The organism is Streptomyces sp. NPDC086777, assembly GCF_040702065.1.
Classification (GTDB): Bacteria; Actinomycetota; Actinomycetes; order Streptomycetales; family Streptomycetaceae; genus Streptomyces.
Genome location: NZ_JBFBJI010000040.1, coordinates 60,832 through 83,898 on the forward strand (window position 1 = coordinate 60,832; position 23,067 = coordinate 83,898).

The 23,067-nt window shown below is 72.4% G+C and carries 18 protein-coding genes; 13 read left to right on the plus strand and 5 right to left on the minus strand.

The window, feature by feature from the left end:
• Positions 1-79: 79 nt before the first annotated feature.
• Genes AB0472_RS37575 through AB0472_RS37585 form a run of 3 tightly spaced genes read right to left on the minus strand, consistent with a single transcriptional unit; the run spans position 80 to position 2,919 of the window.
• The gene (locus tag AB0472_RS37575) at positions 80-1,429 is read right to left on the minus strand and encodes a coenzyme F420-0:L-glutamate ligase (protein WP_366363473.1); all 1,350 of its coding nucleotides are present in this window, start codon (positions 1,427-1,429) and stop codon (positions 80-82) included.
• Entirely contained in the window at positions 1,426-2,385 is a 960-nt protein-coding gene (gene cofD / locus AB0472_RS37580; protein ID WP_366363475.1) for a 2-phospho-L-lactate transferase, read from the minus strand. The genes AB0472_RS37575 and cofD overlap by 4 nt, the downstream gene beginning before the upstream one ends.
• Before the next feature lie 33 nt (positions 2,386-2,418).
• A complete protein-coding gene (locus tag AB0472_RS37585) occupies positions 2,419-2,919 on the minus strand; it encodes a cysteine dioxygenase family protein (RefSeq protein ID WP_366363477.1) in 501 nt (166 codons plus the stop codon).
• Between the two features lie 631 nt (positions 2,920-3,550).
• Between AB0472_RS37585 and AB0472_RS37590 the strand changes: the two genes are divergently transcribed.
• The 3 genes from AB0472_RS37590 (at position 3,551) to AB0472_RS37600 (ending at position 9,189) form a co-directional block, all read left to right on the plus strand.
• Positions 3,551-3,814 (plus strand): WhiB family transcriptional regulator, encoded by a 264-nt coding sequence (locus AB0472_RS37590; RefSeq protein WP_003975777.1) that lies wholly within the window; start codon positions 3,551-3,553, stop codon positions 3,812-3,814.
• A gap of 204 nt (positions 3,815-4,018) precedes the next feature.
• Complete coding sequence (locus AB0472_RS37595; protein WP_366363479.1) at positions 4,019-7,696, plus strand: glycosyltransferase; 3,678 nt, start codon at positions 4,019-4,021, stop codon at positions 7,694-7,696.
• Entirely contained in the window at positions 7,693-9,189 is a 1,497-nt protein-coding gene (locus AB0472_RS37600) for a DUF5719 family protein (protein WP_366363481.1), read from the plus strand. The genes AB0472_RS37595 and AB0472_RS37600 overlap by 4 nt, the downstream gene beginning before the upstream one ends.
• 39 nt (positions 9,190-9,228) lie before the next feature.
• Here AB0472_RS37600 and AB0472_RS37605 read toward each other — a convergent pair whose 3' ends face one another.
• The gene (locus AB0472_RS37605) at positions 9,229-9,681 is read right to left on the minus strand and encodes a metallopeptidase family protein (protein WP_366363508.1); all 453 of its coding nucleotides are present in this window, start codon (positions 9,679-9,681) and stop codon (positions 9,229-9,231) included.
• A gap of 279 nt (positions 9,682-9,960) precedes the next feature.
• Here AB0472_RS37605 and AB0472_RS37610 point away from each other — a divergent pair, with 279 nt between their 5' ends.
• The 9 genes from AB0472_RS37610 to AB0472_RS37650 all read left to right on the plus strand — a co-directional run bounded on the left by AB0472_RS37610 (position 9,961) and on the right by AB0472_RS37650 (position 20,456).
• Positions 9,961-10,383, plus strand: a complete 423-nt coding sequence (locus tag AB0472_RS37610) for a DUF3499 domain-containing protein (protein WP_366363510.1) — start codon at positions 9,961-9,963, stop codon at positions 10,381-10,383.
• Positions 10,384-10,526: 143 nt separating this feature from the next.
• Entirely contained in the window at positions 10,527-12,143 is a 1,617-nt protein-coding gene (locus AB0472_RS37615; RefSeq protein ID WP_366363483.1) for an L-lactate permease, read from the plus strand.
• 233 nt (positions 12,144-12,376) lie between these two features.
• Positions 12,377-13,747: a phosphomannomutase/phosphoglucomutase gene (locus AB0472_RS37620; protein WP_366363485.1), complete on the plus strand. Its 1,371-nt coding sequence runs from the start codon at positions 12,377-12,379 to the stop codon at positions 13,745-13,747.
• Between the two features lie 383 nt (positions 13,748-14,130).
• On the plus strand, positions 14,131-14,301 hold the full coding sequence (locus AB0472_RS37625; protein WP_366363487.1) for a Trm112 family protein: 171 nt from the start codon (positions 14,131-14,133) through the stop codon (positions 14,299-14,301).
• 55 nt (positions 14,302-14,356) lie between these two features.
• Positions 14,357-15,484, plus strand: a complete 1,128-nt coding sequence (locus AB0472_RS37630; RefSeq protein WP_366363489.1) for an SIS domain-containing protein — start codon at positions 14,357-14,359, stop codon at positions 15,482-15,484.
• A gap of 165 nt (positions 15,485-15,649) precedes the next feature.
• Positions 15,650-16,801 (plus strand): mannose-6-phosphate isomerase, class I, encoded by a 1,152-nt coding sequence (manA, locus tag AB0472_RS37635; RefSeq protein ID WP_366363491.1) that lies wholly within the window; start codon positions 15,650-15,652, stop codon positions 16,799-16,801.
• Positions 16,802-16,941: 140 nt separating this feature from the next.
• On the plus strand, positions 16,942-17,922 hold the full coding sequence (locus AB0472_RS37640) for a cation diffusion facilitator family transporter (protein WP_366363512.1): 981 nt from the start codon (positions 16,942-16,944) through the stop codon (positions 17,920-17,922).
• 257 nt (positions 17,923-18,179) lie between these two features.
• Positions 18,180-19,637: an adenosylhomocysteinase gene (gene ahcY / locus AB0472_RS37645; RefSeq protein ID WP_366363493.1), complete on the plus strand. Its 1,458-nt coding sequence runs from the start codon at positions 18,180-18,182 to the stop codon at positions 19,635-19,637.
• Between the two features lie 192 nt (positions 19,638-19,829).
• Positions 19,830-20,456 (plus strand): hypothetical protein, encoded by a 627-nt coding sequence (locus AB0472_RS37650; RefSeq protein ID WP_366363495.1) that lies wholly within the window; start codon positions 19,830-19,832, stop codon positions 20,454-20,456.
• A 33-nt stretch (positions 20,457-20,489) separates the two neighbouring features.
• Here the strand turns inward: AB0472_RS37650 and AB0472_RS37655 are convergent, their stop codons facing one another.
• Entirely contained in the window at positions 20,490-21,452 is a 963-nt protein-coding gene (locus AB0472_RS37655) for an RDD family protein (protein ID WP_366363497.1), read from the minus strand.
• Positions 21,453-21,619: 167 nt separating this feature from the next.
• Here AB0472_RS37655 and AB0472_RS37660 point away from each other — a divergent pair, with 167 nt between their 5' ends.
• Entirely contained in the window at positions 21,620-22,627 is a 1,008-nt protein-coding gene (locus AB0472_RS37660; RefSeq protein ID WP_366363499.1) for a stage II sporulation protein M, read from the plus strand.
• Positions 22,628-23,067 lie beyond the last annotated feature (440 nt).

Consider the following 23,067-nt stretch of genomic DNA (forward strand, 5'->3'; position numbering starts at 1 on the left):
GGAGGAACTGCGCGATCAACCCCCACAACCCGCACTCGCCGATGCGCCGGTGCACCCCGGACCGCAGGCGCAAAGCGGGTCACCGCACCTCGATGAAGTCCCCGGCCTCCCTCGGCGCCCTCTCCCGCGGAGCCTCCGCGGCCTTCCCCACCGCCACCGCCCCCATCGGATCCCACCCGGCCGGAAGCGAGAGTGCATCCCTCACCACGTCCCGGCAGAACATCGTCGACGACACCCACGCCGACCCCAGCTGCTCGCCGGCCAGCGCGACCAGGAAGTTCTGTACCGCGGCCCCCGCCGCGACCACGAACATCTCCCGCTCGGCCGCGTCCCGCCGTGCGTCCCCGTACGTGTGCGACCCGTCCATCACGAGACACGGCACGACCAGGTACGGCGCGTTCCGCAGCACGTCCCCGCGCCGCACCCGCTTCGCGACGGACTCCTCCGACTTGCCGTCCTTCCTCAGGTCGGCGATCCACGCGTCCCGCATCGCGTCCAACAGCCGGACGCGCGCCTCGGCGGACTCAAGCAGCACGAACCGCCACGGCGTCGTGTGGTGCGGCGCCGGCGCGGTCACGGCCGCGGCGACCGCCCGCCGTACCGCCCCCGGGTCGACGGGCTCGTCGGTGAACGCCCGCACCGTCCGCCGCAGCGTCACGGCCTCCCGGACCGCCTCGGACGTGCCGAGCCGGAACATGTCGCTGCCCGCGTCCCGGACCAGCGCCCGCGCGCCGTCCCCGTCGTCGCCGGTGTCGGCAACGACATGGGCGAGGCCGCGCACCACGGCGACCGGCATCCCCGTCGCCTTGCCCTTCACCAGGTCCCCGGCGGCGGCCAGTTCGTCGGCCGTGGCGACGACCGTCGCGACCAGCGGGTTGCCGTACGCGTCCACGCCCCCGCGCAGATCGTCCAGCACCGCCACGCCGGCGGCGCCGACGGTGACGTCCGTGAGCCCCGCGCGCCAGGGTCGCCCGAAGGTGTCCGTGACGACGACGCCGACGTTGACGCCCAGTGCGTCCCGCAGGCCCGCACGGACGGCGCGGGCCGAGGCGTCGGGGTCCTCGGGCAGCAACAGCACGGTCCCGGCGGGGGTGTTGGACGCGTCCACGCCGGCCGCGGCCATGACCAGGCCCTGCCGGTTCTCCACGATCCGCAGGGTGCCGCGGCGGGCCACCACCCGCACCGTCTCGGCGTCGATCGCCGCCTCCCGGTCGGCCGCCTCGACGAGCCGCCCCTCGGCCTTGGAGACGATCTTGGAGGTGACGATCACCACGTCCCCGTCGGCCAGCCCCGGCTCGGCCGCGGCGATCAGCTTCGCCAGGTCGTCGCCCTGCTGGACCTCCGGGATCCCGGGCAGCGCCCACACCCGGTACGCGGGCACCGCGTCGGCCGTGCCGGTCGTGCCGGTCGTGTCGATCGCGTCGGTCATGCCCCGCGCACCTCCTCGGCCAGCGCCAGCGCCTCGCGGGCCATCTGCGCGGCCGCCTCCAGGTCGGTCATCATCAGCGGTACGGCCCGGCAGCGGATGCCGGCCCCCTCCACACGCGCGACGCTGCCCGCGTCCACGGAGTCGACGAGCCAGCCGTCCAGCAGCCCGGAGCCGTAGTGCTCGGCGACCGCCGCCGCCGTCGACTCGACGCCCACCGCCGCGAGCACCTTGTCGGCCATCCCGCGCACCGGCGCGTCCCCGACGATGGGTGAGAGGCCCACCACCGGCACCCCGGCGTCCGCGATGGCCTCCCGGATGCCGGGCACCGCGAGGATCGTGCCGACGGAGACCACCGGGTTGGACGGCGGGAAGAGGATCACGTCCGCCTCGGCGATCGCCTCCAGGACGCCGGGCGCGGGCTTGGACTGCTCGGCGCCGACCGGGACGACCGCCTCGGCGGGGACGCCCGCCCGCAGCCGTACCCAGTACTCCTGGAAGTGCACGGCCTTGCGCTCGCCGTCGACCTCGACGGCGACGTGGGTCTCGACCCGGTCGTCGGTCATCGGGATCAGCTTCACACCCGGCTTCCAGCGGTCGCACAGCGCCTCGGTGACCGCGCTCAGCGGATATCCGGCGCCCAGCATCTGGGTGCGCACGATGTGCGTCGCGAAGTCCCGGTCGCCGAGCCCGAACCAGTCCGGCCCCACCCCGTAGGCGGCGAGCTCCTCCTTGAGGTGGAAGGTCTCGTCGGCCCGCCCCCAGCCCTGCTCCTCGTTGATACCGCCACCGAGGGTGTACATCACCGTGTCGAGGTCCGGGCAGACCTTCAGCCCGAAGAGGTGGATGTCGTCCCCGGTGTTGCCGATGACGGTCACGTCGGCGTCCGGCACGGCCTGCTTCAGACCGCGCAGGAACCGGGCACCGCCGATGCCGCCTGCCAGAACCACAATGCGCATGCGCCAAGTCTTGCAGGCGGGGCCGACAACGCGTCACGCAGTCACGGGACGGGCCTCGCAGGCCACGGCCGCGGCCGTGTGCATCGGCATCTCGGTCAGCCCCGGGTAGTAGACGTGCAGACTCACCGCGGGCTCCAGGGCGTCGTTGACGACCTCGTGCGCGTACCCCGGCGCGAACACCCGCTGCGCGCCGGCGCCCAGCGCGCGCGTGCCGCGCCCGGTGCGTTCGGTGAGCGTGCCCGCCAGGACGGTCAGCACGCCGGAGGAGCGGCCGTGGTCGTGCAGCCCGCTGCCCTGTCCCGGCACCCAGGACAGCAGCCACACCTCGTAGCCGGGGCCGGTGCGCAGCCGGTGGTACCAGCGGCTGGTCGCGTCGTACTCGACGAGATGTTCCCACTGCGCGCGGTCGGCTGCGATCGCGCGGGCCAGGCCGACGAACTCGGCCACGGTGACCGGGTGCTCGCGCGGGGGCTGCAGCAGGTGCGTGACTTCGAGGATGTCGCCGGCGATCTGGAGGTCGTTGTCGCTGTTCATGGGGGTGCGGGGTTCCTCAGTGAAGAAGGTCAGCGGGGAACGAAAAGCGAAGACCGAGTCCGGGGGACTCGGTCTGCAGCTGGAGCGGGAGCGGTCGATTACGCCTTGCGACCACGGCTCAACAGCTGCAACAGCAACAGCTACAGCGAGCGCGGGCAGCACCGTGGGACCCGGCGGTGCGGGTCGAGGTGAGCGCCAAGTTCGCGAGCATGCCCACTAGGACATCGGTTCACACCTGCCGTGTCAACTCGACGCCCGGTATGTGGGACACGGTTCACCTCATCCGGTTCACCTGGCTGCCGAAAGGTTTGCTCACCAGGCACCCGGGACACATGGCGCACAACCGGGCGCGCGAGCCACTTCGGAACGCGATCGAACATCTGGGCGTCCTTCTCCGTACAGGCTCTGTATGGGGTCGGAGGCCCCGAGCGGGGCCTCGTCTGCATGTCAAGGTTTATGCCGATTTGAACACTTTCCGCACGGCCTTGGTTCCGCAGAGTGAATAACGGGCCCAATAGCAGATCTCGGCTTGACTCGCCCGGAGCAGCACACTTGTAATTTCACTCGTGTCGTTCAGCCGAAATCGGTAACGGCCGGGCACGGGGACGTGAAAGACAGACGAGGGGCGCACATGACCGAGCTGGTGCAGCAACTGCTGGTCGACGACGCGGACGAGGAACTCGGCTGGCAGGAGCGCGCGCTGTGCGCCCAGACCGACCCCGAGTCCTTCTTTCCCGAGAAGGGCGGCTCCACCAGAGAGGCCAAGAAGGTCTGCCTCGCCTGCGAGGTGCGCTCCGAGTGCCTCGAGTACGCCCTCGCCAACGACGAGCGGTTCGGGATCTGGGGCGGACTCTCCGAGCGGGAGCGCCGCCGCCTCAAGAAGGCCGCCGTCTGACCCGCGGGGGCTGCGGTCCGAACCGGTCGTCCACACAACGCACACATCCGAGCTGCGCGAACGGCCCGCCGCCCGTGGGTTATCCACAGGCGGCGGGCCGTCGACATGCCCAGCCGATAGTGTGGGCGCTCGTCCGAGACGCCTCGCCGCCACCAGCGGGCGCAGGAGTCCACCGCAGTCCATCGAACCGGGGCCCGTACCTCGATGTCCGTGCACAGCCACACGGCAGCCCAAGACACCGCTGCCACACCAGAGTTTCCGCGTCATGTGGTGACCGCGGTGCTCGTCTCCCACGACGGCGCCCGCTGGCTGCCCGACGCGCTCGCCGGGCTGCTCGGCCAGGAGCGCCCGGTCCAGTACGCCGTCGCGGCCGACACCGGCAGCGCGGACGACTCCGCCCAGCAGCTCACCGCCTCCCTCGGCGACGCGAACGTCCTGCACCTCGCCCGGCGCACCGGCTTCGGCCAGGCCGTCGAGGAGGCGAGTCGCACCGCGCCCGTCCTCACCCCGGACGAGCTGCCGTACCTGAAGCGGCCCAGCGGCTGGGATCCGGTCACCCGCCAGTGGCGCGACGACGCCTACGACATGCCCGAGCTGCCGCACGGCGAGCCCGTCCAGTGGCTGTGGCTGCTGCACGACGACTGCGCCCCGGAGCCCGACGCCCTGGCCCAGCTGCTCCGGGTCGTCGACAACGAGCTGGAGCTGGGCCGCGACGACGTGGCGGTCGTCGGCCCCAAGCTGCGCGGCTGGTACGACCGCCGGCAGCTCCTGGAGGTCGGCGTCACCATCGCCAACTCCGGCCGCCGCTGGACCGGCCTGGACCGCCGCGAGCAGGACCAGGGCCAGCACGACCACGTGCGGCCCGTGCTCTCCGTCTCCACCGCCGGCATGCTGATCCGCCGCGACGTCTTCGAGGAGCTCGGCGGCTTCGACCGCCGGCTGCCCCTGATGCGCGACGACGTCGACCTGTGCTGGCGCGCGCACAACGCCGGCCACCGCGTCCTGGTCGCCCCCGAGGCCGTCGTACGGCACGCCGAAGCCGCCTCCCGCGAGCGCCGCACCGTCGACTGCGCGGGCCGCACCGCCACCTCCCCGCACAAGGTGGACAAGGCAGGCGCCATCTACACCCTGCTGGTCAACGCCCGCACGGCCGTGCTGCCCTGGATCCTGCTCCGGCTGGTCCTCGGCACCCTGCTGCGCACCGTCGCCTACCTCGTCGGCAAGGTCCCCGGGCAGGCGCTCGACGAGATCCGCGGTCTCCTCGGCACCCTGCTGCGGCCCGAGCGGATCATCGCCGGGCGGCGCAGGCGCGGCCGCTCACAGCTCGACAAGGGTGAGCTGCGCCCCCTGTTCCCGCCGCCCGGCGCCACCGTCCGGGCCACCGTCGAACAGGTCGCGGGCAACTTCTTCGGAGCCGACGACGAGATCTCCGCGGCGGGCCGGCACGGCGGCGCGGTCGAGTCCGGGCCCGGCGGCGACGACGCCGACTTCCTGGAGATCGAGCAGTTCGCCCGCCTCAGGCGCATCGCCCGCAAACCGGGCCCGGTGCTCTTCCTGGTGCTGCTGCTGTTCTCGCTGGTCGCCTGCCGCGCCCTGCTCGGCTCCGGCGCCCTCTCGGGCGGCGCCCTGCTGCCCGTCCCGGGCACCGCGAGCGAGCTGTGGTCGCGGTACCTGGACGCCTGGCACGCGGTCGGCGCCGGCGGTACCCCCGCCGCGCCGCCGTACCTCGCGATCATCGCCTCGTTCGCGTCACTGCTGTTCGGCTCGACGGGGCTCGCGGTCACCGTGCTCCTGGTCGCCTCGGTGCCGCTGGCCGGGTTCACCGCCTACTTCGCCTCCCGCCCGCTGGTCACCTCGCGCCTGCTGCGCGCCTGGGCGGCCATCGCCTACGCCTTCCTGCCCGCCGCCACCGGCGCCCTCGCGGGCGGCCGCATCGGCACCGCCGTCCTCGCCGTCCTGCTGCCGCTGATCGCACGCGCGGGCATCGCGGCCAGCGGCCTCACCCACTCCTCCGGGGCCCGTGGTAGCTGGCGCGCCACCTGGGCGTACGCACTGCTGCTGACCGTCACCACCGCGTTCACGCCGATCGTCTGGCCGATCGCCCTGGTCCTCGGCCTCGCCGTGCTCGCGGTGCGCCGCTCCGACCTGGTCGCCTCCGGGCTGCGGCTGCTGGCCCAGCTCGGCACCCCGCTGCTGGTCCTCGCCCCCTGGTCGCTGACCCTGCTGCCGTCCGGCTTCTTCCGCGAGGCCGGCCTGGAGTACGGCTCCTCGGCCGCCTCCGCCCTGGACCTGCTCGGCGCCAGCCCGGGCGGCCCCGGCACCGTCGACGGGCTGCTGCTCATCGGCGTCGTCCTGGCCGCGCTCGCCGCCCTGCTGCGCTCCGAGCGCCAGTCGGCGGTCCGCACCGCCTGGGCGGTCGCCCTGGTCGGCCTGGTCTTCGCGGTCCTGTCCAACAAGTCCGCCTGGGCGGGTCCCGCGACCCTCGTCTACGGCATCGCGATCCTGGCCGCCGCCGCACTCGGCGCCGACGGGGCACGCTCGCGGGTCGCCGAGCAGAGCTTCGGCTGGCGCCAGCCGGTCGCCGCCCTGATCGCCTTCGCCGCCGCCGCGGGCCCGCTGCTGCTCGCCGCGGGCTGGATGATCGCGGGCGCCGACGGCCCGGTCGAGCGCCGCGACCCCACCCAGGTGCCCGCCTTCGTCGCCGAGGACAGCTCCACCACCGACCAGGTCCGCACCCTCGTCCTCGACAGCGACAGCACCGCGCGCGTGACCTACATGCTGGTACGCGGCTCCGGCGCCCGCATGGGCGACGCCGAGGTGGCCGCCGCCGACGGCGAGAACGCCAAGCTCGACAAGGTCGTCGCCAACCTGGTCGCCGGCTCCGGAGCCGACCAGGCCGAGCAGCTCGGCGGGTTCGCGGTGCGCTACGTCCAGGTCCACAAGGGCGCGCCGCGCGACATCACGCGCGTGCTCGACGCCACGCCCGGCCTGTCCCGGCTCAGCCAGCAGGACGGCAGCGCCCTGTGGCGCGTCGACCAGCAGGTCTCCCGCGCGACGATCGTGCCGGCCGGCGGCTCAGGTACCGCCGTCTCCGTGGCCGCCGGACCCGTCGACATCCACACCACCGTCCCGGCCGGCGCCGACGGTCGCGTCCTGCGCCTGGCCGACTCGGCCTCCCCGGACTGGACGGCGACCCTGGACGGCAAGCCGCTGACCCGCACCACCGTCGACGGGTGGGCGCAGGGCTTCGAACTCCCCGCCGCAGGCGGGAAGCTGGACGTCGGCTACGACACCCCGTTCACCCACACCCTGTGGCTGTGGGCCCAGGGCGCGCTCGCCGTCGTCCTGGTCGTCCTCGCCCTGCCCGGCCGCCGCCGCGACGTCGACGACGACCTCCCCGAGGAGCAGCCGATCCCCGCCCAGGCCACCGACGGCGAGGGCCGCCGCGCCCGCCGCCTGCGCGCCCAGGCGGAGGCCGAGGAGGAGTTCCAGGAGACGTCGGAGGCCCAGGAGTTCCCGGAGACCCCGGAGGACACCGGCTTCCCGACGGCCCCGGCGGAGGAGACCCAGGCCGCCGTCCCGCACCAGCAGTCCTACGACGAGTGGGATCCGGCGTCCTACCCGCAGGCCGACGGCTACGACACCGGTTACGCCGACCAGTACCAGGGCGCCGGCACCGGCCAGTACCAGACCGGCGGCTACGACCAGCAGACCTACGACCCCTACCAGACCGGCCAGTACGACCCGTACGCCTACGGCGGCCAGCAGGGGCAGGGGGCGTACGACCCGACGTACCAGCAGGGCTACGACCCGGCCTACGACCCGGCCGCCCAGCACCACCACGGCACCGGCGGCGAGCACCACGACGGGAGCCAGCAGTGAACCGCACCACCCTGTCCCTGCTCGCCGGTACGGCCGCCCTCGCGGCGGTCACCGGGTTCGCCGAGCTCAGCGCGCCGGCCACCGCCCCCGCGCACACTGCCGAGGCGGCCGCCCAGCTGCCCGTGGAGCGCTCCACGCTGCTGTGTCCGGCGCCCAGCCTGTCCGACATCGCGGAGACCTCGTACACGTCGTTCACGCCCGTCACCAAGGGCACCACGAGTGACGGCAAGGCGGCCCTCCAGGCCGCCACCGAGCAGTCGGCGGACGGGACGGGCAGCGGCGGCGGCAAGAAGAAGGCCGCCAAGCCCGTCCTCACCCCCAAGACGCCCGGCACGCCGGCCACCGCGGACACCTCCGGCGCCGACGGGCCCGCCTACGTCGGCACCGCCGAGGGCAAGTACGCCCCCGGCTGGACGGTCCAGGAGACCACCGAGGTCGCCGCGGGCACCGGACGCGGCCTCCAGGGGGTCACCTGCACGGCGGCCGACACCGACTTCTGGTTCCCCGGCGCCAGCACCGCCGCGAGCCGCACCGACTACGTGCACCTCACCAACCCCGACGACAGCGCAGCCGTGGTCGACGTCGAGCTGTACGGCAAGGACGGCCGGCTCAAGTCCTCGGTGGGGGAGGGCATCACGGTCCAGCCGCACGCCAGCGAGCCGGTCCTGCTGTCCACGCTCACCGACGAGCGCCAGACCGATCTGACCGTGCACGTGAGCGTGCGCAGCGGCCGGGTCGGCGCGAGCGTGCAGGCCCTGGACGACAAGACCGGCGGTGACTGGCTGGCCGCAGCCGCCGACCCGTCCGGCAGCCTGGTGCTGCCCGGCATCCCCAAGGACGCCACCGACGTCCGGCTGATCGCCTTCACCACCGGCGACAACGACGCGGACCTGAAGGTGCGCCTGGCCTCCCCGGACGGCACGATCACCCCGGCCGGCAACGAGACCCTGCACGTCAAGGCGGGCATGACCACCGCGACCGACCTCCGGGACGTCACGCGCGGCGAGGCGGGCTCGCTGGTCCTCACCCCCTCCGACCAGTCCGTCCCGGTGGTGGCCGCCCTGCGCGTCACCCGCGGCAAGGGCAGCAACCAGGAGACCGCGTACATCCCGGCGACCGCACCGGTCGGCACGCGCGCGACGTCCGCCGACAACAGCGGCAAGGGCACCACCCTCTCCCTGACCGCGCCCACCGCGACCGCCCAGGTCAAGGTCACGGCGTCGGCGGGCAGCGGCGGCGGCACGGCGGTGTCCAAGACGTTCACGATCAAGTCCGGCACCACCCAGAACGTCGACGCCCCGGTCCCGTCCGGGCTGAAGGGCACCTACGCGCTGACCGTGGAGACGGTCTCCGGCGGCCCGGTCTACGGCGCCCGCACCCTGGCGGCCACCGAGGACGGCGTCCCGGGCTTCACGATCCAGACCCTCCCGGACGACCGCGGCACGGTGGCCGTACCGGAGGCGGACCAGGACGTGGCGGTGCTGCAGAAGTAGGCGCGCGCCGGGGGGAGGGGGCGGGTCGCCGCCGGGGGCTCAGTCCTCGCCGTAACGGGGGTCGACGGTCTCCGGGGTGAGGCCGAGCAACTCGGCGACCTGCTCCACGACGACCTCGTGCACCAGCGCGGCCCGCTCGTCGCGCCCCTTGGTGCGGATCTCGACCGGCCGCCGGTAGACGACCACGCGGGCCCGGCGTCCCTCGCGCGCGGGAATGATGCCGCCGAGCGGCACCGCCTCGTCGTCCCAGCTCTCGCCGTGCCGGTCCTGCAGCCGGGGCACCTCGAGCACGAGGAAATCGATGTCGGCGAGCTGCGGCCAGCGCCGCTCAAGGCGCTCCACGGAGTCCTGCACCAGATCCGCGAACACGTCGGCACGGCTCGCGGCCAGCGGCACCTGAGGGGGTGCGATCGGTCCGCGCATGCCCCGCCCGTGGCGGTCGCGTCGACGAGGCCCGGGGCCGGCGGCACGGGGCGGTACACGGTTGTCCATCACTGGTGAAGCGTAGTCCTCGCGGGCTCCGGCCGCGCCGCTCCACGCATCGGCACCGCCCGGGACGGCATGTCACAGGATGACCATTCCGGCCAAGGTTGGGCTCGTTTCCGTATCTCCACGAGACCGGCGAACTCAAGGCAATTGACGGTGTTCGTACCGACTCGTGACCGGATGAGGCACCGTCCGCGCCCCCCGGACGATCCGTTCCACGCAGGTCAGCAGGGCGTGTCGGAAGGGGTGTGTGGGGCGTTTCACAGTACGACACGGTGGAGTGACCTGGGGGAGAGTCGTCGCGGCCCGCTCAAGAGTGCGGTACCGTCCAACGTCGTGAGCCCTGTACGTCGCTGTTCGCGAACCGCCTGCGGCCGACCCGCCGTCGCGACGCTGACGTACGTCTACGCCGACTCGACCGCGGTCCTCGGCCCGCTCGCCACCTACGCCGAACCCCACTGCTACGACCTGTGCGCCGAGCACTCCGAGCGCCTCACCGCGCCGCGCGGCTGGGAGGTCGTCCGGCTCCTCGACAGCTCGGCTCCCGCCCGTCCGAGCGGCGACGACCTGGAAGCGCTGGCGAACGCGGTGCGCGAGGCCGCCCGCCCCCAGGAGCGGGCGGCCGAGGCGGGCGGCGGCCGCGGCGCGGACCCGATGGAGGTCGCCCGGCGCGGCCACCTGCGGGTGCTGCGGTCACCGGACAACTGACGCACGCTTTCCGGCCGTTGCCCGCCCTGCGGGCGCATTTCGCGGAGCATGCCCATTGACGCGCGCTTGTCGCGGACACGACCATTCCGGATGACCGTCGGCGGGAAATCGCTTTCCGCATGCCGGAATCCGGGGAGGCGCCCGTGTACGTCCAGGTACTGGAACCCGTCGCCGACTCGCTCGGCCTGTCCGCCCTCGTCGCCGGCCTGCCGCTGCTGACCGTCCTGATCCTGCTCGGCGGGGTCCGCACGAAAGCCCATCTGGCGGGCCTGAGCGGCCTTCTCGTCGCCGTACTCGTCGCTCGGCTCGCCTACCGCATGCCGCTCGGCCAGGCCGCCTCCAGCGCCGTCCAGGGCGCCGCGTTCGGCCTGTTCCCGATCCTGTGGATCGTCGTCAACGCCCTGTGGGTGTACCGCATGACGGTCCGTACCCGGCACTTCGACGTCCTGCGCCGCTCGTTCGGGCGGCTCTCCGACGACCCGCGCATCCAGGCCCTCGTGGTCGCCTTCTGCTTCGGCGCCCTCCTGGAGGCGCTGGCCGGATTCGGCGCCCCGGTCGCGATCTGCTCGGTGATGCTCGTCGCGCTCGGTTTCGACCCGGTCCGCGCGGCCGTCGTCGCCCTCGTCGCCAACACCGCACCGGTGGCCTTCGGCGCGATGGGCACTCCGGTGGTGACGCTCGCTCAGGTCACCGGCCTGCCACTGGACTCGGTCGCCTCCGTCGTCGGTCGCCAGACCCCGCTCCTCGCCCTGGTGGTGCCCCTCGTGCTGGTCGGCCTGGTCGACGGCGCACGCGGGCTCCGCGAGACCTGGGTTCCGGCCCTGGCCTGCGGAGTCGCCTTCGCCGCCGCCCAGTTCGCGGTCTCCAACCACGTCTCCGCCCAACTCGCCGACATCTGCGCCGCCCTGGCCGGCGCGGCCGCCCTGCTCGCCGTACCGCACGCGCGCGTGCCCGCGGCCGAGGAGGTCCGCGCGGCCGTCCTCACGGGCGCCCGCAGCGAGGACCTGGACGAGCGCGACGAACGGCCCCGCGTCCTGCGCGCCTACGCCCCGTACGCCCTGATCATCGCCGTCTTCTCGATCGCCCAGATCCCGCCGGTCAAGGACTGGTTGGCGAAGGCGAACCAGGTCTACGACTGGCCGTTCCTGGACGTCGTCAACCCGAAGGGCGAACCGGTCGGAGGAAATCTCTTCACCTGGCCGGTCGTCGCCACGGGCGGCACGCTGGTCCTGTTCGCCGGTGTCGCCACGGCGGCCGTCCTGCGCGTGCACGCGCGCGTGGCGGTCGCGGAATGGGCGGCGACCGTACGCGAGTTGCGGTTCGCGATCCTCACCGTGACGTCCGTCCTCGCCCTCGCCTACGTCATGAACCTCTCCGGACAGGCGGCGACGATCGGCCACTTCGTGGCGGCGGCGGGCGCGGGCCTGGCCTTCCTCTCCCCGGTCCTCGGCTGGTTCGGTGTCGCCGTCTCCGGCTCCGACACCTCGGCCAACGCGCTCTTCGGCGCCCTCCAGGTCAGCGCCGCCCACGAGTCGGGCCTCTCGCCCGAACTCCTGGCGGCCGCCAACAGCTCCGGCGGCGTGCTCGGCAAGATGGTCTCCCCGCAGAACCTCACGATCGCCTGCGCGGCGGTGGGCCTGGCGGGCCGGGAGGGCGACCTGCTGCGCCGGGTGCTGCCGTGGAGCCTCGGGCTGCTGCTGGTGATGTGCCTGATCGTGGTGGCGCAGAGCGGGCCGGTGCTGGGCTGGATGCTGCCGTGAGCGGGGACGGTGCGGGGGACCGGGACCGGCTGCGATCGACTGGGCGCCGGCTGCGACCGACCGGGACCGTTACCGATGGGATCCGCACCGGATCACCTACCGATGGGATCCGCACCGGATCACCGCAGATCACAGCCGGGTGTCCGCGACGGACCCGCTGGGGGAGCCGATGCCTGACCCGCACCCGCGACAGGTAGTTTGGGGCGACCAAAAGTATCCAGGAGGGTTGGCCTGTGGCCGCTGCAGCTGATCTGTCGCAGATCGTGAAGGCGTACGACGTACGCGGAGTGGTTCCGGACCAGTGGGACGAGACGCTCGCCGAACTGTTCGGTGCCGCGTTCGTCCAGGTGACCGGTGCCGCCGCGATCGTCGTCGGCCACGACATGCGGCCCTCCTCGCCCGGCCTGTCGCGCGCCTTCGCGCGCGGTGCGGCGGCCCGGGGCGTCGACGTCACCGAGATCGGGCTGTGCTCGACCGACCAGCTGTACTACGCCTCGGGCGCCCTCGGCCTGCCCGGCGCGATGTTCACGGCCTCGCACAACCCCGCGCAGTACAACGGCATCAAGATGTGCCGCGCGGGAGCCGCGCCGGTGGGCCAGGACACGGGCCTGGCGGAGATCCGGGAACTGGCCGAGCGCTGGTCGCGGGAGGGCGCCCCCGAGCCGGCCGCCACGCCGGGAACCATCACCTCCCGCGAGACGTTGTCGGACTACGCGGCCCACCTGCTCTCACTCGTCGACCTGAGCTCCGTCCGCCCGCTGAAGGTCGTGGTCGACGCGGGCAACGGCATGGGCGGCCACACGGTCCCGACGGTCTTCGAGGGCCTGCCGCTGACCCTCGTCCCGATGTACTTCGAGCTGGACGGCACCTTCCCGAACCACGAGGCCAACCCGCTCGACCCCGCCAACATCGTGGACCTCCAGCAGCGCGTGCGAGCCGAGTCGGCCGACCTCGGCCTGGCCTTCGACGGCGACGCGGACCGCTGCTTCGTCGTGGACGAGCGCGGCGAGCCGGTCTCCCCCTCGGCGATCACGGCCCTGGTGGCCGCACGGGAGCTGGCGAAGAACGGCGGCAAGGGCACGGTCATCCACAACCTGATCACGTCCTGGACCGTCCCCGAGGTGGTCCGGGAGAACGGCGGCACGCCCGTCCGCACGCGCGTCGGCCACTCCTTCATCAAGGCCGAGATGGCGAGGTCCGGCGCGATCTTCGGCGGCGAGCACTCGGCCCACTACTACTTCAAGGACTTCTGGAACGCCGACACGGGCATGCTGGCGGCCCTGCACGTCCTCGCCGCCCTCGGCGGCCAGCCCGGCCCCCTCTCCGCCCTCGTCGCCCAGTACGACCGCTACACCGGCTCCGGCGAGATCAACTCCACGGTCGCCGACCAGCAGGCCAGCCTCGCCGCGATCCGCGCGGCCTACGGCGGCCGCGACGACGTCACCCTCGACGACCTCGACGGCCTCACCGTCACCGCCACCGACTGGTGGTTCAACGTCCGCCCCTCCAACACGGAGCCGCTGCTCCGCCTCAACGCGGAGGCACGGGACGAGGCGACGATGACAAAGGTGCGCGACGAGGTACTGGCCATCATCAGGGCCTGACCGGACTCGTCGCCCACGGGCGCGGGGCCCGACCGGGTTCCTCGCCCATGGGCGTGCGCCGAGCTGTCCGCCCCGTAAGGGGGGACGGGGAACTGCGCGACCAGCCACAACGGTGCCGCGGACGGCAGACGCCACACCGCGGCACCCCCGGCCTCCGAACCACCCCCGCACCCCGCGCCCTCTCCACCGGCCGAGCCGCCCCCGGCGCACGCTTCTCGGTCGTCCGAGTCGGGTGCTGGGTGGGCGAAGGTTCCGGGGACCAGGGGGCGGAGTCACCTGGGCGGTCCCCCGGCCGACGGCCGCCCGGCACCCGTGGCCAGCCCAACCCACCCCACCGGCGGTAACCTGACCGCACGCGAACATCCACCCCGAAGGGAACCCGCATGCCGCTCGAAGCCGGCCTCCTGGAGATCCTCGCCTGCCCGGCCTGCCACGCCACCCTCAAGGAGCAGGACTCCGAGCTGATCTGCACCGGCCAGGACTGCGGCCTGGCGTACCCGGTCCGCGACGGCATCCCCGTCCTCCTCGTCGACGAGGCCCGCCGCCCGGCGTAAGGGGCGGACCCCACAACCGCGAAACATCAGGACCCCGGCAACCGGAGGCCGCTCCATGCTCGACGAAACGCTGCTCGACACCCCGGAGGCCCTCGCGGAGGCCGACCGCCGAGGTCTGCTGCGTGGCGCAGCCGAGGCCGGCGCCCGCGTCCGCACCGCCGCCCGGCTCGCCACCGAGGCCGGTGTCCAGGAGCTGAAACCGGACGGCCGCCCCCGCGCCGTCCTGATCGCGGGCCCCGGCGTCGCCGCCACCCACGCCGCCGACCTCCTCGGCACGCTGGCCGGCCCCGGCAGCCCCGTCATCCGCCTCGCACCCACCGGCGTCGCCCCGGCCGCCGGCGCCCTGCGCTGGGAACTCCCCGGCTGGCCCGGCTCCGTCGACCTGCTGCTGATCGCCACCCCGGACGGCACCGAACCCAGCCTCTCCCTCCTCGCCGACCAGGCCTACCGACGCGGCTGCTCGGTCGCCGCCGTCGCTCCGGCCGACACACCGCTCGCCGAGGCGGTGGCCGGCGCCCACGGCCTGTTCATGCCGATGGCGACGGCCCCGTACGACCACGACGAACCGCTCGCCGGCTCCTCTCCGGGCGTCCTGTGGGCACTGCTCACCCCGCTGCTCACGCTCCTCGACCGCGTCGGCCTGGTCACCGCCCCGCCGGACGCCCTGGAGAAGGTCGCCGACCGCCTCGACCACATCGCCGAACGCTGCGGCCCGGCCATCGTGACCGACAGCAACCCGGCCAAGACCCTCGCCGTGGAACTCGCCGACGCGCTCCCCGTGGTCTGGACCGAGGGCGACTCGGCAGGCCCGGCCGGCCGCCGCTTCGCCGCCGCCCTCGCCGAGCTGGCCGGCCGCCCCGCCCTGGTCGCCGAACTCCCCGAAGCCCTGGCCGTCCACACCGCCCTGCTCGCCGGGCCACTCGCCGCCAGCGCCGACCCCGACGACTTCTTCCGCGACCGCGTGGACGAGCCGCCGGCGCTGCACGCGCGCGTGGTGCTGCTCCGTGACCGACCCATCGGCGGCCTCACCGCCGCACCCGCCGCCCGCGACCTCGCCCTCAGCCACGACACCCCCATCAGCGAGCTGGAACCCGGGGCGGGCGACGAGCTGGAGACCCTGGCGGAACTGATCGCCGTCACGGATTTCGCCGCCGTTTACCTGACGCTCGCTTCGGGGGCCTGAAGTGGACACCGGCACCGGACCCGCCGCACGAAGGACGAGCTGAGGGCCGTACCGAAGGCGAACCGGTGGCGAACACGCGGTGAACACGTGAGCCGTGCCACACCGTTGCCCACGTTCACCCCGCCCGCAGAGAGAACGCCCAGAGAGAACGCCCAGAGAGAAGCCATGGATCTCCTCGACAACACCGTCCGCCCCTACGCCTGGGGTTCCCCGACCGCCATCCCGCAGCTGCTCGGGGTCGAGCCGAGCGGCGAGCCGCAGGCGGAGATGTGGATGGGCGCGCACCCGGGTGCCCCCTCGCGCACCGCGCGCGGCACCCTCGTCGAGGTCATCGACGCCGACCCGAAGGCCGAACTGGGCGAGGAGGCGGTGGCCAGGTTCGGCCCGCGACTGCCCTTCCTGCTCAAGATCCTCGCCGCCGGCGCCCCGCTCTCCCTCCAGGTGCACCCCGACCTGGAACAGGCCAGGGAAGGCTTCGAGGACGAGGAGCGGCGCGGCATCCCGATCGACGCCCCGGACCGCAACTACAAGGACGCCAACCACAAGCCCGAACTGATCTGCGCGCTCACCGAGTTCGACGGCCTGTGCGGCTTCCGTGCCCCGGAGCGGACGGCCGAACTCCTAGACGGCCTCGGCGTCGACTCCCTCAAGCCGTACGTCGACCTGCTGCGCGCCCACCCCGAGGAAGCGGCCCTGCGCGAGGTCCTCACCGCGATCCTGACCGCCGACCGCGAGGAGATGGCCCGTACGGTCGCCGAGGCCACGGCCGCCTGCACCCGCCTGGGCGGCGACTACCTGCCCTACGCCGACATCGCCCACCACTACCCGGGCGACCCCGGCGTGATCGCCGCCATGCTCCTCAACCACGTCCGCCTGCAGCCCGGTGAGGCCCTCTTCCTCGGCGCCGGCATCCCGCACGCCTACCTCAACGGTCTCGGCGTCGAGATCATGGCCAACTCCGACAACGTCCTGCGCTGCGGCCTGACCCCCAAGCACGTCGACGTCCCCGAACTCCTGCGCATCGTCCGCTTCGAGGCGGGCGACGCCGGCGTGCTGCGTCCCGAGGCGGCCCCGGACGGCGAGGAGGTCTACGAGACGCCGATCGACGAGTTCCGGCTCTCCCGGTACGTCCTCCCCGAGGGCACCGAGGCCCACGACCTGACCCTGCCCACCCCGCAGATCCTGCTCTGCACGGCCGGTGCGGTACGCGTCGGCGAGTACGACCTGGCCCCCGGCCGTTCGGTGTTCGTCCCGGCGGCCGAGAAGGCGGAGGTGTCGGGCGCGGGCACGGTGTTCCGTGCCACGGTGGTCGTCTGAGGGCGTCCGTGTCCCCCGTTGCGGGGGCTGCAAGAATGACCCACCGGCAAAGCACGGGCAAAGACGGGTCCCGGTGCTCGTCTTCACCGGTGAAGACGAGCACCGGTGAAGACGAGAACGAGAAGGGGCAACGCGAACTCATGAGCGCGTCAGGCGGCACCAGGGCGATCGTGGCGGCACTCGGCGCCAACCTCGCGATCGCGGCATCGAAGTTCGTGGCGTTCGCGTTCAGCGGCTCCTCGTCGATGCTCGCCGAGGGCGTCCACTCGCTCGCCGACTCCGGCAACCAGTTCCTGCTGCTCATCGGCGGCAAGAAGGCCCAGCGGGAGGCGACCCCGCAACACCCCTTCGGCTACGGCCGCGAGCGGTACATCTACGCCTTCCTCGTCTCCATCGTGCTCTTCTCGGTCGGCGGCATGTTCGCCATCTACGAGGGCTACGAGAAGATCAGCCACCCGCACGAGGTCGAGCACTGGTACTGGCCGGTGGGCGTCCTCTTCTTCGCGGTCGTCGCCGAGGGCTTCTCCTTCAGGACGGCCATCAAGGAGTCCAACGAACTGCGCGGCAAGCTGTCCTGGTCGCAGTTCATCCGCCGCGCCAAGGCCCCCGAGCTGCCCGTCGTCCTCCTGGAGGACTTCGGCGCGCTCATCGGCCTGGTCCTCGCCCTCGGCGGCGTCGGCCTCGCCGTCCTCACCGGCGACGGTGTCTGGGACGGCATCGGCACCGTCTGTATCGGTGTCCTGCTCGTCCTGATCGCCCTCGTCCTGGCCGCCGAGACCAAGTCCCTCCTCCTCGGCGAGGCCGCCGGCGCCGAAGAGGTCAACAAGATCGAGGCCGCGATCGTCGACGGCGACACCGTCACCGGCATCATCCACATGCGCACGCTCCACCTCGGCCCCGAGGAACTCCTCGTCGCCGCAAAGATCGCCGTCCAGCACGACGACACCGCCGCCGAGGTCGCCAAGGCCATCAACGCCGCCGAGGTCCGCATCCGCACCGCGGTCCCCATCGCCCGCGTGATCTACCTGGAACCCGACATCTACAGCGAGGCGGAGGCCGCCAAGGGCCCCGACCCGGAAGCCACCCCGGGCGGCCCGACCCCGCACCCCGCCGGCCACTGATCCCCTCGAACGGCGTGATCTGTTCGGAGGCGGACTGGGGGCGGCCCGCTCCTCCGGTGTAGCTTGGGACGGAGCCAGACGTCGCTGCTGATGGCGGTCGGGCGGTCCCGGACGGACCGTCCGAGGGAGAGAGGGCCTCCGACGGACTGCGCTGCGCGCACGCGGGCACGCCTGTGTCCTCTTCTCGGGCACCCGGTGTCCGCCGCCGCGCAGACCAGCCGTACCCACCCTCGACCCAACCCGAGGAGCAGCTCGCAATGACGACTGTCGACAACCGACAGGACTTCAAGGTCGCCGACCTCTCCCTGGCCGACTTCGGCCGCAAGGAGATCACCCTCGCCGAGCACGAGATGCCCGGCCTGATGTCGATCCGCAAGGAGTACGCCGAGACCCAGCCGCTGGCCGGCGCCCGCGTCACCGGCTCCCTGCACATGACCGTGCAGACCGCCGTCCTGATCGAGACTCTGGTCGCCCTGGGCGCGCAGGTCCGCTGGGCGTCCTGCAACATCTTCTCCACCCAGGACCACGCGGCCGCCGCCATCGCCGTCGGCCCGAACGGCACGCCCGACAACCCGCAGGGCGTCCCGGTCTTCGCCTGGAAGGGCGAGACCCTGGAGGAGTACTGGTGGTGCACCGAGCAGGCGCTGACCTGGCCGGACAGCCCCACCGGCGGCCCCAACATGATCCTCGACGACGGCGGTGACGCCACCCTCCTCGTCCACAAGGGCGTCGAGTACGAGAAGGACGGCAAGGTCCCCTCGGTCGACACCGCCGAGTCCGACGAGCACCGCGTCATCCTCGAACTCCTGCACCGCACCATCACGGACGGCTCGCAGAAGTGGACCCAGCTCGCCTCCGAGATCCGCGGCGTGACCGAGGAGACCACGACCGGCGTCCACCGCCTGTACGAGATGCAGCGCGACGGCGTCCTCCTGTTCCCGGCGATCAACGTCAACGACGCCGTCACCAAGTCGAAGTTCGACAACAAGTACGGCTGCCGCCACTCGCTGATCGACGGCATCAACCGCGCCACCGACGTCCTGATCGGCGGCAAGACCGCGGTCGTCTGCGGCTACGGCGACGTGGGCAAGGGCTGCGCGGAGTCCCTGCGCGGACAGGGCGCCCGCGTGATCATCACCGAGATCGACCCGATCTGCGCCCTCCAGGCCGCGATGGACGGTTTCCAGGTCACGACCCTCGACGAGGTCATCGACAAGGCCGACATCTTCGTCACCACGACCGGCAACAAGGACATCATCATGGCCTCGGACATGGCCAAGATGAAGCACCAGGCGATCGTCGGCAACATCGGCCACTTCGACAACGAGATCGACATGGCCGGCCTCGCCAAGATCCCCGGCATCGTCAAGGACGAGGTCAAGCCGCAGGTCCACACCTGGAAGTTCCCCGACGGCAAGGTGATCATCGTCCTCTCCGAGGGCCGCCTGCTGAACCTGGGCAACGCCACCGGCCACCCCTCGTTCGTGATGTCCAACTCCTTCGCGGACCAGACCCTGGCCCAGATCGAGCTGTTCACCAAGCCCGACGAGTACCCGGTCGGCGTCTACACGCTGCCCAAGCACCTCGACGAGAAGGTCGCCCGCCTGCACCTGGACTCGCTCGGCGTGAAGCTCACGACGCTGCGCCCCGAGCAGGCCGCGTACATCGGCGTGAAGGTCGAGGGTCCGTACAAGTCGGACCACTACCGCTACTGAGTCCGGGACCCGCCCACCGGGAAGCGCACCCGTGCACCGACGCGCTCTCCCGGCGGCAGGTCCTCCGGTCCGCCGAGGCAGGCCCCCGCACCCCCGTGCCGGGGGCCTGCCCCTTTGGCCCGTCGACCGCCCGCGCGGCCGTACCGCAGGTCCGAGGGCCGGACCCACGCCCCGTCAAGCCCCAGGACCCCCATGCCCCGCGGCCGCTATTCGCTCCACGATCCGCACGATCACACTCCCCTCGGCGAAGAACACTTCCAGTGCGCCCCCGGCCCCTCCGGCTGGCGTTATGTCTCCCAAGTGACCACCCCCTCCGGTGACCACGGCGGCTCCGTCGATCTCGCCCTCGACGAACTCGGCCGCCCCATCCGCCTGGAACTCCACGCCGGAGGCTGGCAGGTCCGCGCCGCCGCCCTCGACGGCGTCACCTGGGTCCGTACGGACCCCACCGGCACCCATGCCACCGAAGGCAATGTGCGCGCCCACGCCTTCACCGGCACGTCCCCCGCGTTCCTCGTCGCCACCGCCCGCCTCCTGCGCCTCACCCCCTCCGCCGCCGCGACCCGCGTACGCCTCGTGGCCTTCACGGACCCGGTCCTCGCCCCACGCACCGTGGACCAGTCCTGGGCCCTGCTGAGAAGCGAAGCACACGCCACTGACAACGGCCCGCTGACCGTGGACGAATACCAGGTCACAGCTCTGGACACCGGAGAACAGCACCCCGTGCACCTCGCCGGTGACGTGGTCCTGGCAGCCCCCGGAATCGAGTTGGAGGACCTGCGGTCACCGCCGTCGTTCTCCGCCGGCCCCGAGGACTGAGCAGCAGATCCGACGGGCCGGGCGGGGCCGCGCCTAGGCCGGCGGCACGAACCCGGTGGCCGGCCGCTCGGCCGTCGTCGCCGCAGGAGCCACGGGCGCGGCCGCCGGCCGGGTGACAGGCGCGGCAGGCATGGCTGCGGGTACGTGCGGCGGTGCGGGGGCGGAGGACGTGCCGGGTACCGGGGGCGCGTAGGCGTTGGGCACCGGAGGCGCGTACGCGCCGGGGACGCCGGTGGACGCAGAGGTATGGTCGGCGAACGCCCGCCGGGCTTCACGGGCCTGCCGCTCCTGCACCACCGCCGCCAGGTACGCGGCCGGCGGAATGTCCGTCGGCGCCGGAGCACCCGTGCGCGTCGCGAGATCCCCCGCGAGTCGCGCGGCCATCGCCCACGAGACCTGCGGGTCGAGCTGCTGCATCCGCGTCAGGTACTGCCGGACGGCGAGCCACAGCGCGTCCGGAACGGCCGACAGGTCCAGCTCGGCGAAGCGACCCGCCAGCCAGGGCGGAGGAGGCGGCACGAAACGGGTCTGCCCGACGGGCACCCGCTCCCGCACGACCAGAGTCCCCGCGAACACGTCCCCCAGCCGCCGGCCGCGAGCCGAGACCAGCGAGGCGATACAGGCCACGACCCCGAACGTCGCCAGGATCTCGACCACGCCGAGAGCGCCGCGCACCAGTGCGTGCCGGAACCGGATGGGCCCGCCGTCATCCCGCACTACCCGCAGCCCGCAGGCCAGCTTCCCGAGTGATCGCCCATGGCTCAGCGTCTCCACCGCGATCGGCGCACCGACCAGCACCAGCAGGAAGGTCGCGATCGCCAGGGCGACCTGCGCGGCGTCGTCGAGCGAAGCCGTGGCCGCCGCCAGACCGATCGACACCCCGATGTAGACCGTGAAGGCCACGATCAGGTCGAGCAGTACGGCGAGTGCCCTGCTGGGCAGCCTCGCGGGACGCAGCTCGAGCGCCACCGCCTCACCCGTCACCAGCTCACTCACGCCCGCCGCCTTCCCCTGGTCTGCCCTGTACAGCGCAAGTCTGCCAAGCTGAAGGCGCACCGCGCCGCAGTACGACAAGCTGACAGCTGCGACATGGCTACGAGACATCGCTACGAGACACCGCCACGACAGGCAGTCGACGACCAGCCGAGGAGCAGGCAGACCCGATGGACCTCGACGTCTTCGTCTCCGCACACCGAGCAGAGTGGGACCGTCTCGACGCGCTTCTCCGCCGCCAGCGGCGCCTCAACGGAGCAGAGGCCGACGAACTCGTCGTGCTCTACCAGCGCACCGCCACACACCTCTCCCTGATCCAGTCCAGCGCTCCCGATCCACAGCTCACCGGACGCCTCAGCCAACTCGTGGCACGCGCGCGCAGTGCCGTGACGGGGACCCGCCGTGCATCCTGGCGCGATGTCGCCCGCTTCCTCGGGCAGGGATTCCCGGCGGCCGTCTACCGCTCCCGCCACTGGTGGGTGCCCACCGCGCTCATATCCACCGCCATCGCGATCGCACTTGGCTGGTGGATCGGCACCCACCCGGACGTGCAGTCGACCATCGCGGCTCCCGGCCAGCTCCGCGAGCTGACCCGCCCCGGCGGCGAGTACGAGACGTACTACTCCAGCCATCCCGCGGCCTCCTTCGCGGCCCAGGTGTGGACCAACAACGCCAGGGCCGCCGCGATGTGCCTGGTCCTGGGCGTCTTTCTCGGCCTCCCGGTTCTCTGGATCCTCTTCGAGAACATGCTGAACCTGGGCGTCGGCTTCGGGCTGATGTCCTCGGCCGGCCGCCTCGACACGTTCCTGGGCCTGGTCCTGCCGCACGGGCTGCTGGAACTCACCGCGGTCTTCGTGGCCGCGGGAACCGGACTCCGTCTCGGCTGGACCCTCATAGACCCGGGACCGCGCAGCCGCCGCACGGCCCTGGCCGAAGAGGGCCGCGCCGCCGTGGCCATGGCCATCGGGCTGGCTCTCGTCCTGTTCGTCTCCGGGGCCATCGAAGGCTTCGTCACCCCCTCCGGCCTGCCGACCTGGGCGCGCATAGGCATCGGAGTCGTGGCTGAGCTGGCCTTCCTGGCCTACGTCTTCGTCCTCGGCGGCCGAGCCGCCCGGGCCGGCGAGACAGGTGACGTCGAGGAGGCCGAGCGCAGCGCGCTCGTCCCCACGGCCGCCTGATGTGCGGAGACCTCCCGTGAGCTGCTAGTCTCCTCTTCGCCCCGGAAGACCCGTTGACACGGGTGGGACGGGGAGGTAGATTCAAACAGTTGCCTAGAACTGGACAGGTTCGGGGCTGATCGTTAGAATCGATCTTGCTTCACAACGGAGAGCTCTCTCCGAGACATTGAAGCCACCTCCGATTTACTCAGTAACGAATGGCCGGTCAGACCGGCCGAGAACTTCTGATAAAGTCGGACTCGCCGAAAGAGAGCCGAAAGGCAATCGATAAGGCAAAGGCCCTCCAACGGCCACCGGAAATGAATTCCGACCGGGAACGGAACGGAAAAAGGATCTGGTAAGGTTGGAAACACCGAAGGGAAGCCCGGAGGAAAGCCCGAGAGGGTGAGTACAAAGGAAGCGACCGTTCCTTGAGAACTCAACAGCGTGCCAAAAGTCAA

What these genes read in the sequence shown, in the direction of transcription:
- AB0472_RS37575 (WP_366363473.1), bottom strand. Translation starts at nt 1,429, where the DNA reads ATGACCGACGCGATCGACACGACCGGCACGACCGGCACGGCCGACGCG.
- cofD (WP_366363475.1), bottom strand. Translation starts at nt 2,385, where the DNA reads ATGCGCATTGTGGTTCTGGCAGGCGGCATCGGCGGTGCCCGGTTCCTG.
- AB0472_RS37585 (WP_366363477.1), bottom strand. Translation starts at nt 2,919, where the DNA reads ATGAACAGCGACAACGACCTCCAGATCGCCGGCGACATCCTCGAAGTC.
- AB0472_RS37590 (WP_003975777.1), top strand. Translation starts at nt 3,551, where the DNA reads ATGACCGAGCTGGTGCAGCAACTGCTGGTCGACGACGCGGACGAGGAA.
- AB0472_RS37595 (WP_366363479.1), top strand. Translation starts at nt 4,019, where the DNA reads ATGTCCGTGCACAGCCACACGGCAGCCCAAGACACCGCTGCCACACCA.
- AB0472_RS37605 (WP_366363508.1), bottom strand. Translation starts at nt 9,681, where the DNA reads ATGGACAACCGTGTACCGCCCCGTGCCGCCGGCCCCGGGCCTCGTCGA.
- AB0472_RS37625 (WP_366363487.1), top strand. Translation starts at nt 14,131, where the DNA reads ATGCCGCTCGAAGCCGGCCTCCTGGAGATCCTCGCCTGCCCGGCCTGC.
- AB0472_RS37630 (WP_366363489.1), top strand. Translation starts at nt 14,357, where the DNA reads ATGCTCGACGAAACGCTGCTCGACACCCCGGAGGCCCTCGCGGAGGCC.
- manA (WP_366363491.1), top strand. Translation starts at nt 15,650, where the DNA reads ATGGATCTCCTCGACAACACCGTCCGCCCCTACGCCTGGGGTTCCCCG.
- AB0472_RS37640 (WP_366363512.1), top strand. Translation starts at nt 16,942, where the DNA reads ATGAGCGCGTCAGGCGGCACCAGGGCGATCGTGGCGGCACTCGGCGCC.
- ahcY (WP_366363493.1), top strand. Translation starts at nt 18,180, where the DNA reads ATGACGACTGTCGACAACCGACAGGACTTCAAGGTCGCCGACCTCTCC.
- AB0472_RS37650 (WP_366363495.1), top strand. Translation starts at nt 19,830, where the DNA reads ATGCCCCGCGGCCGCTATTCGCTCCACGATCCGCACGATCACACTCCC.
- AB0472_RS37660 (WP_366363499.1), top strand. Translation starts at nt 21,620, where the DNA reads ATGGACCTCGACGTCTTCGTCTCCGCACACCGAGCAGAGTGGGACCGT.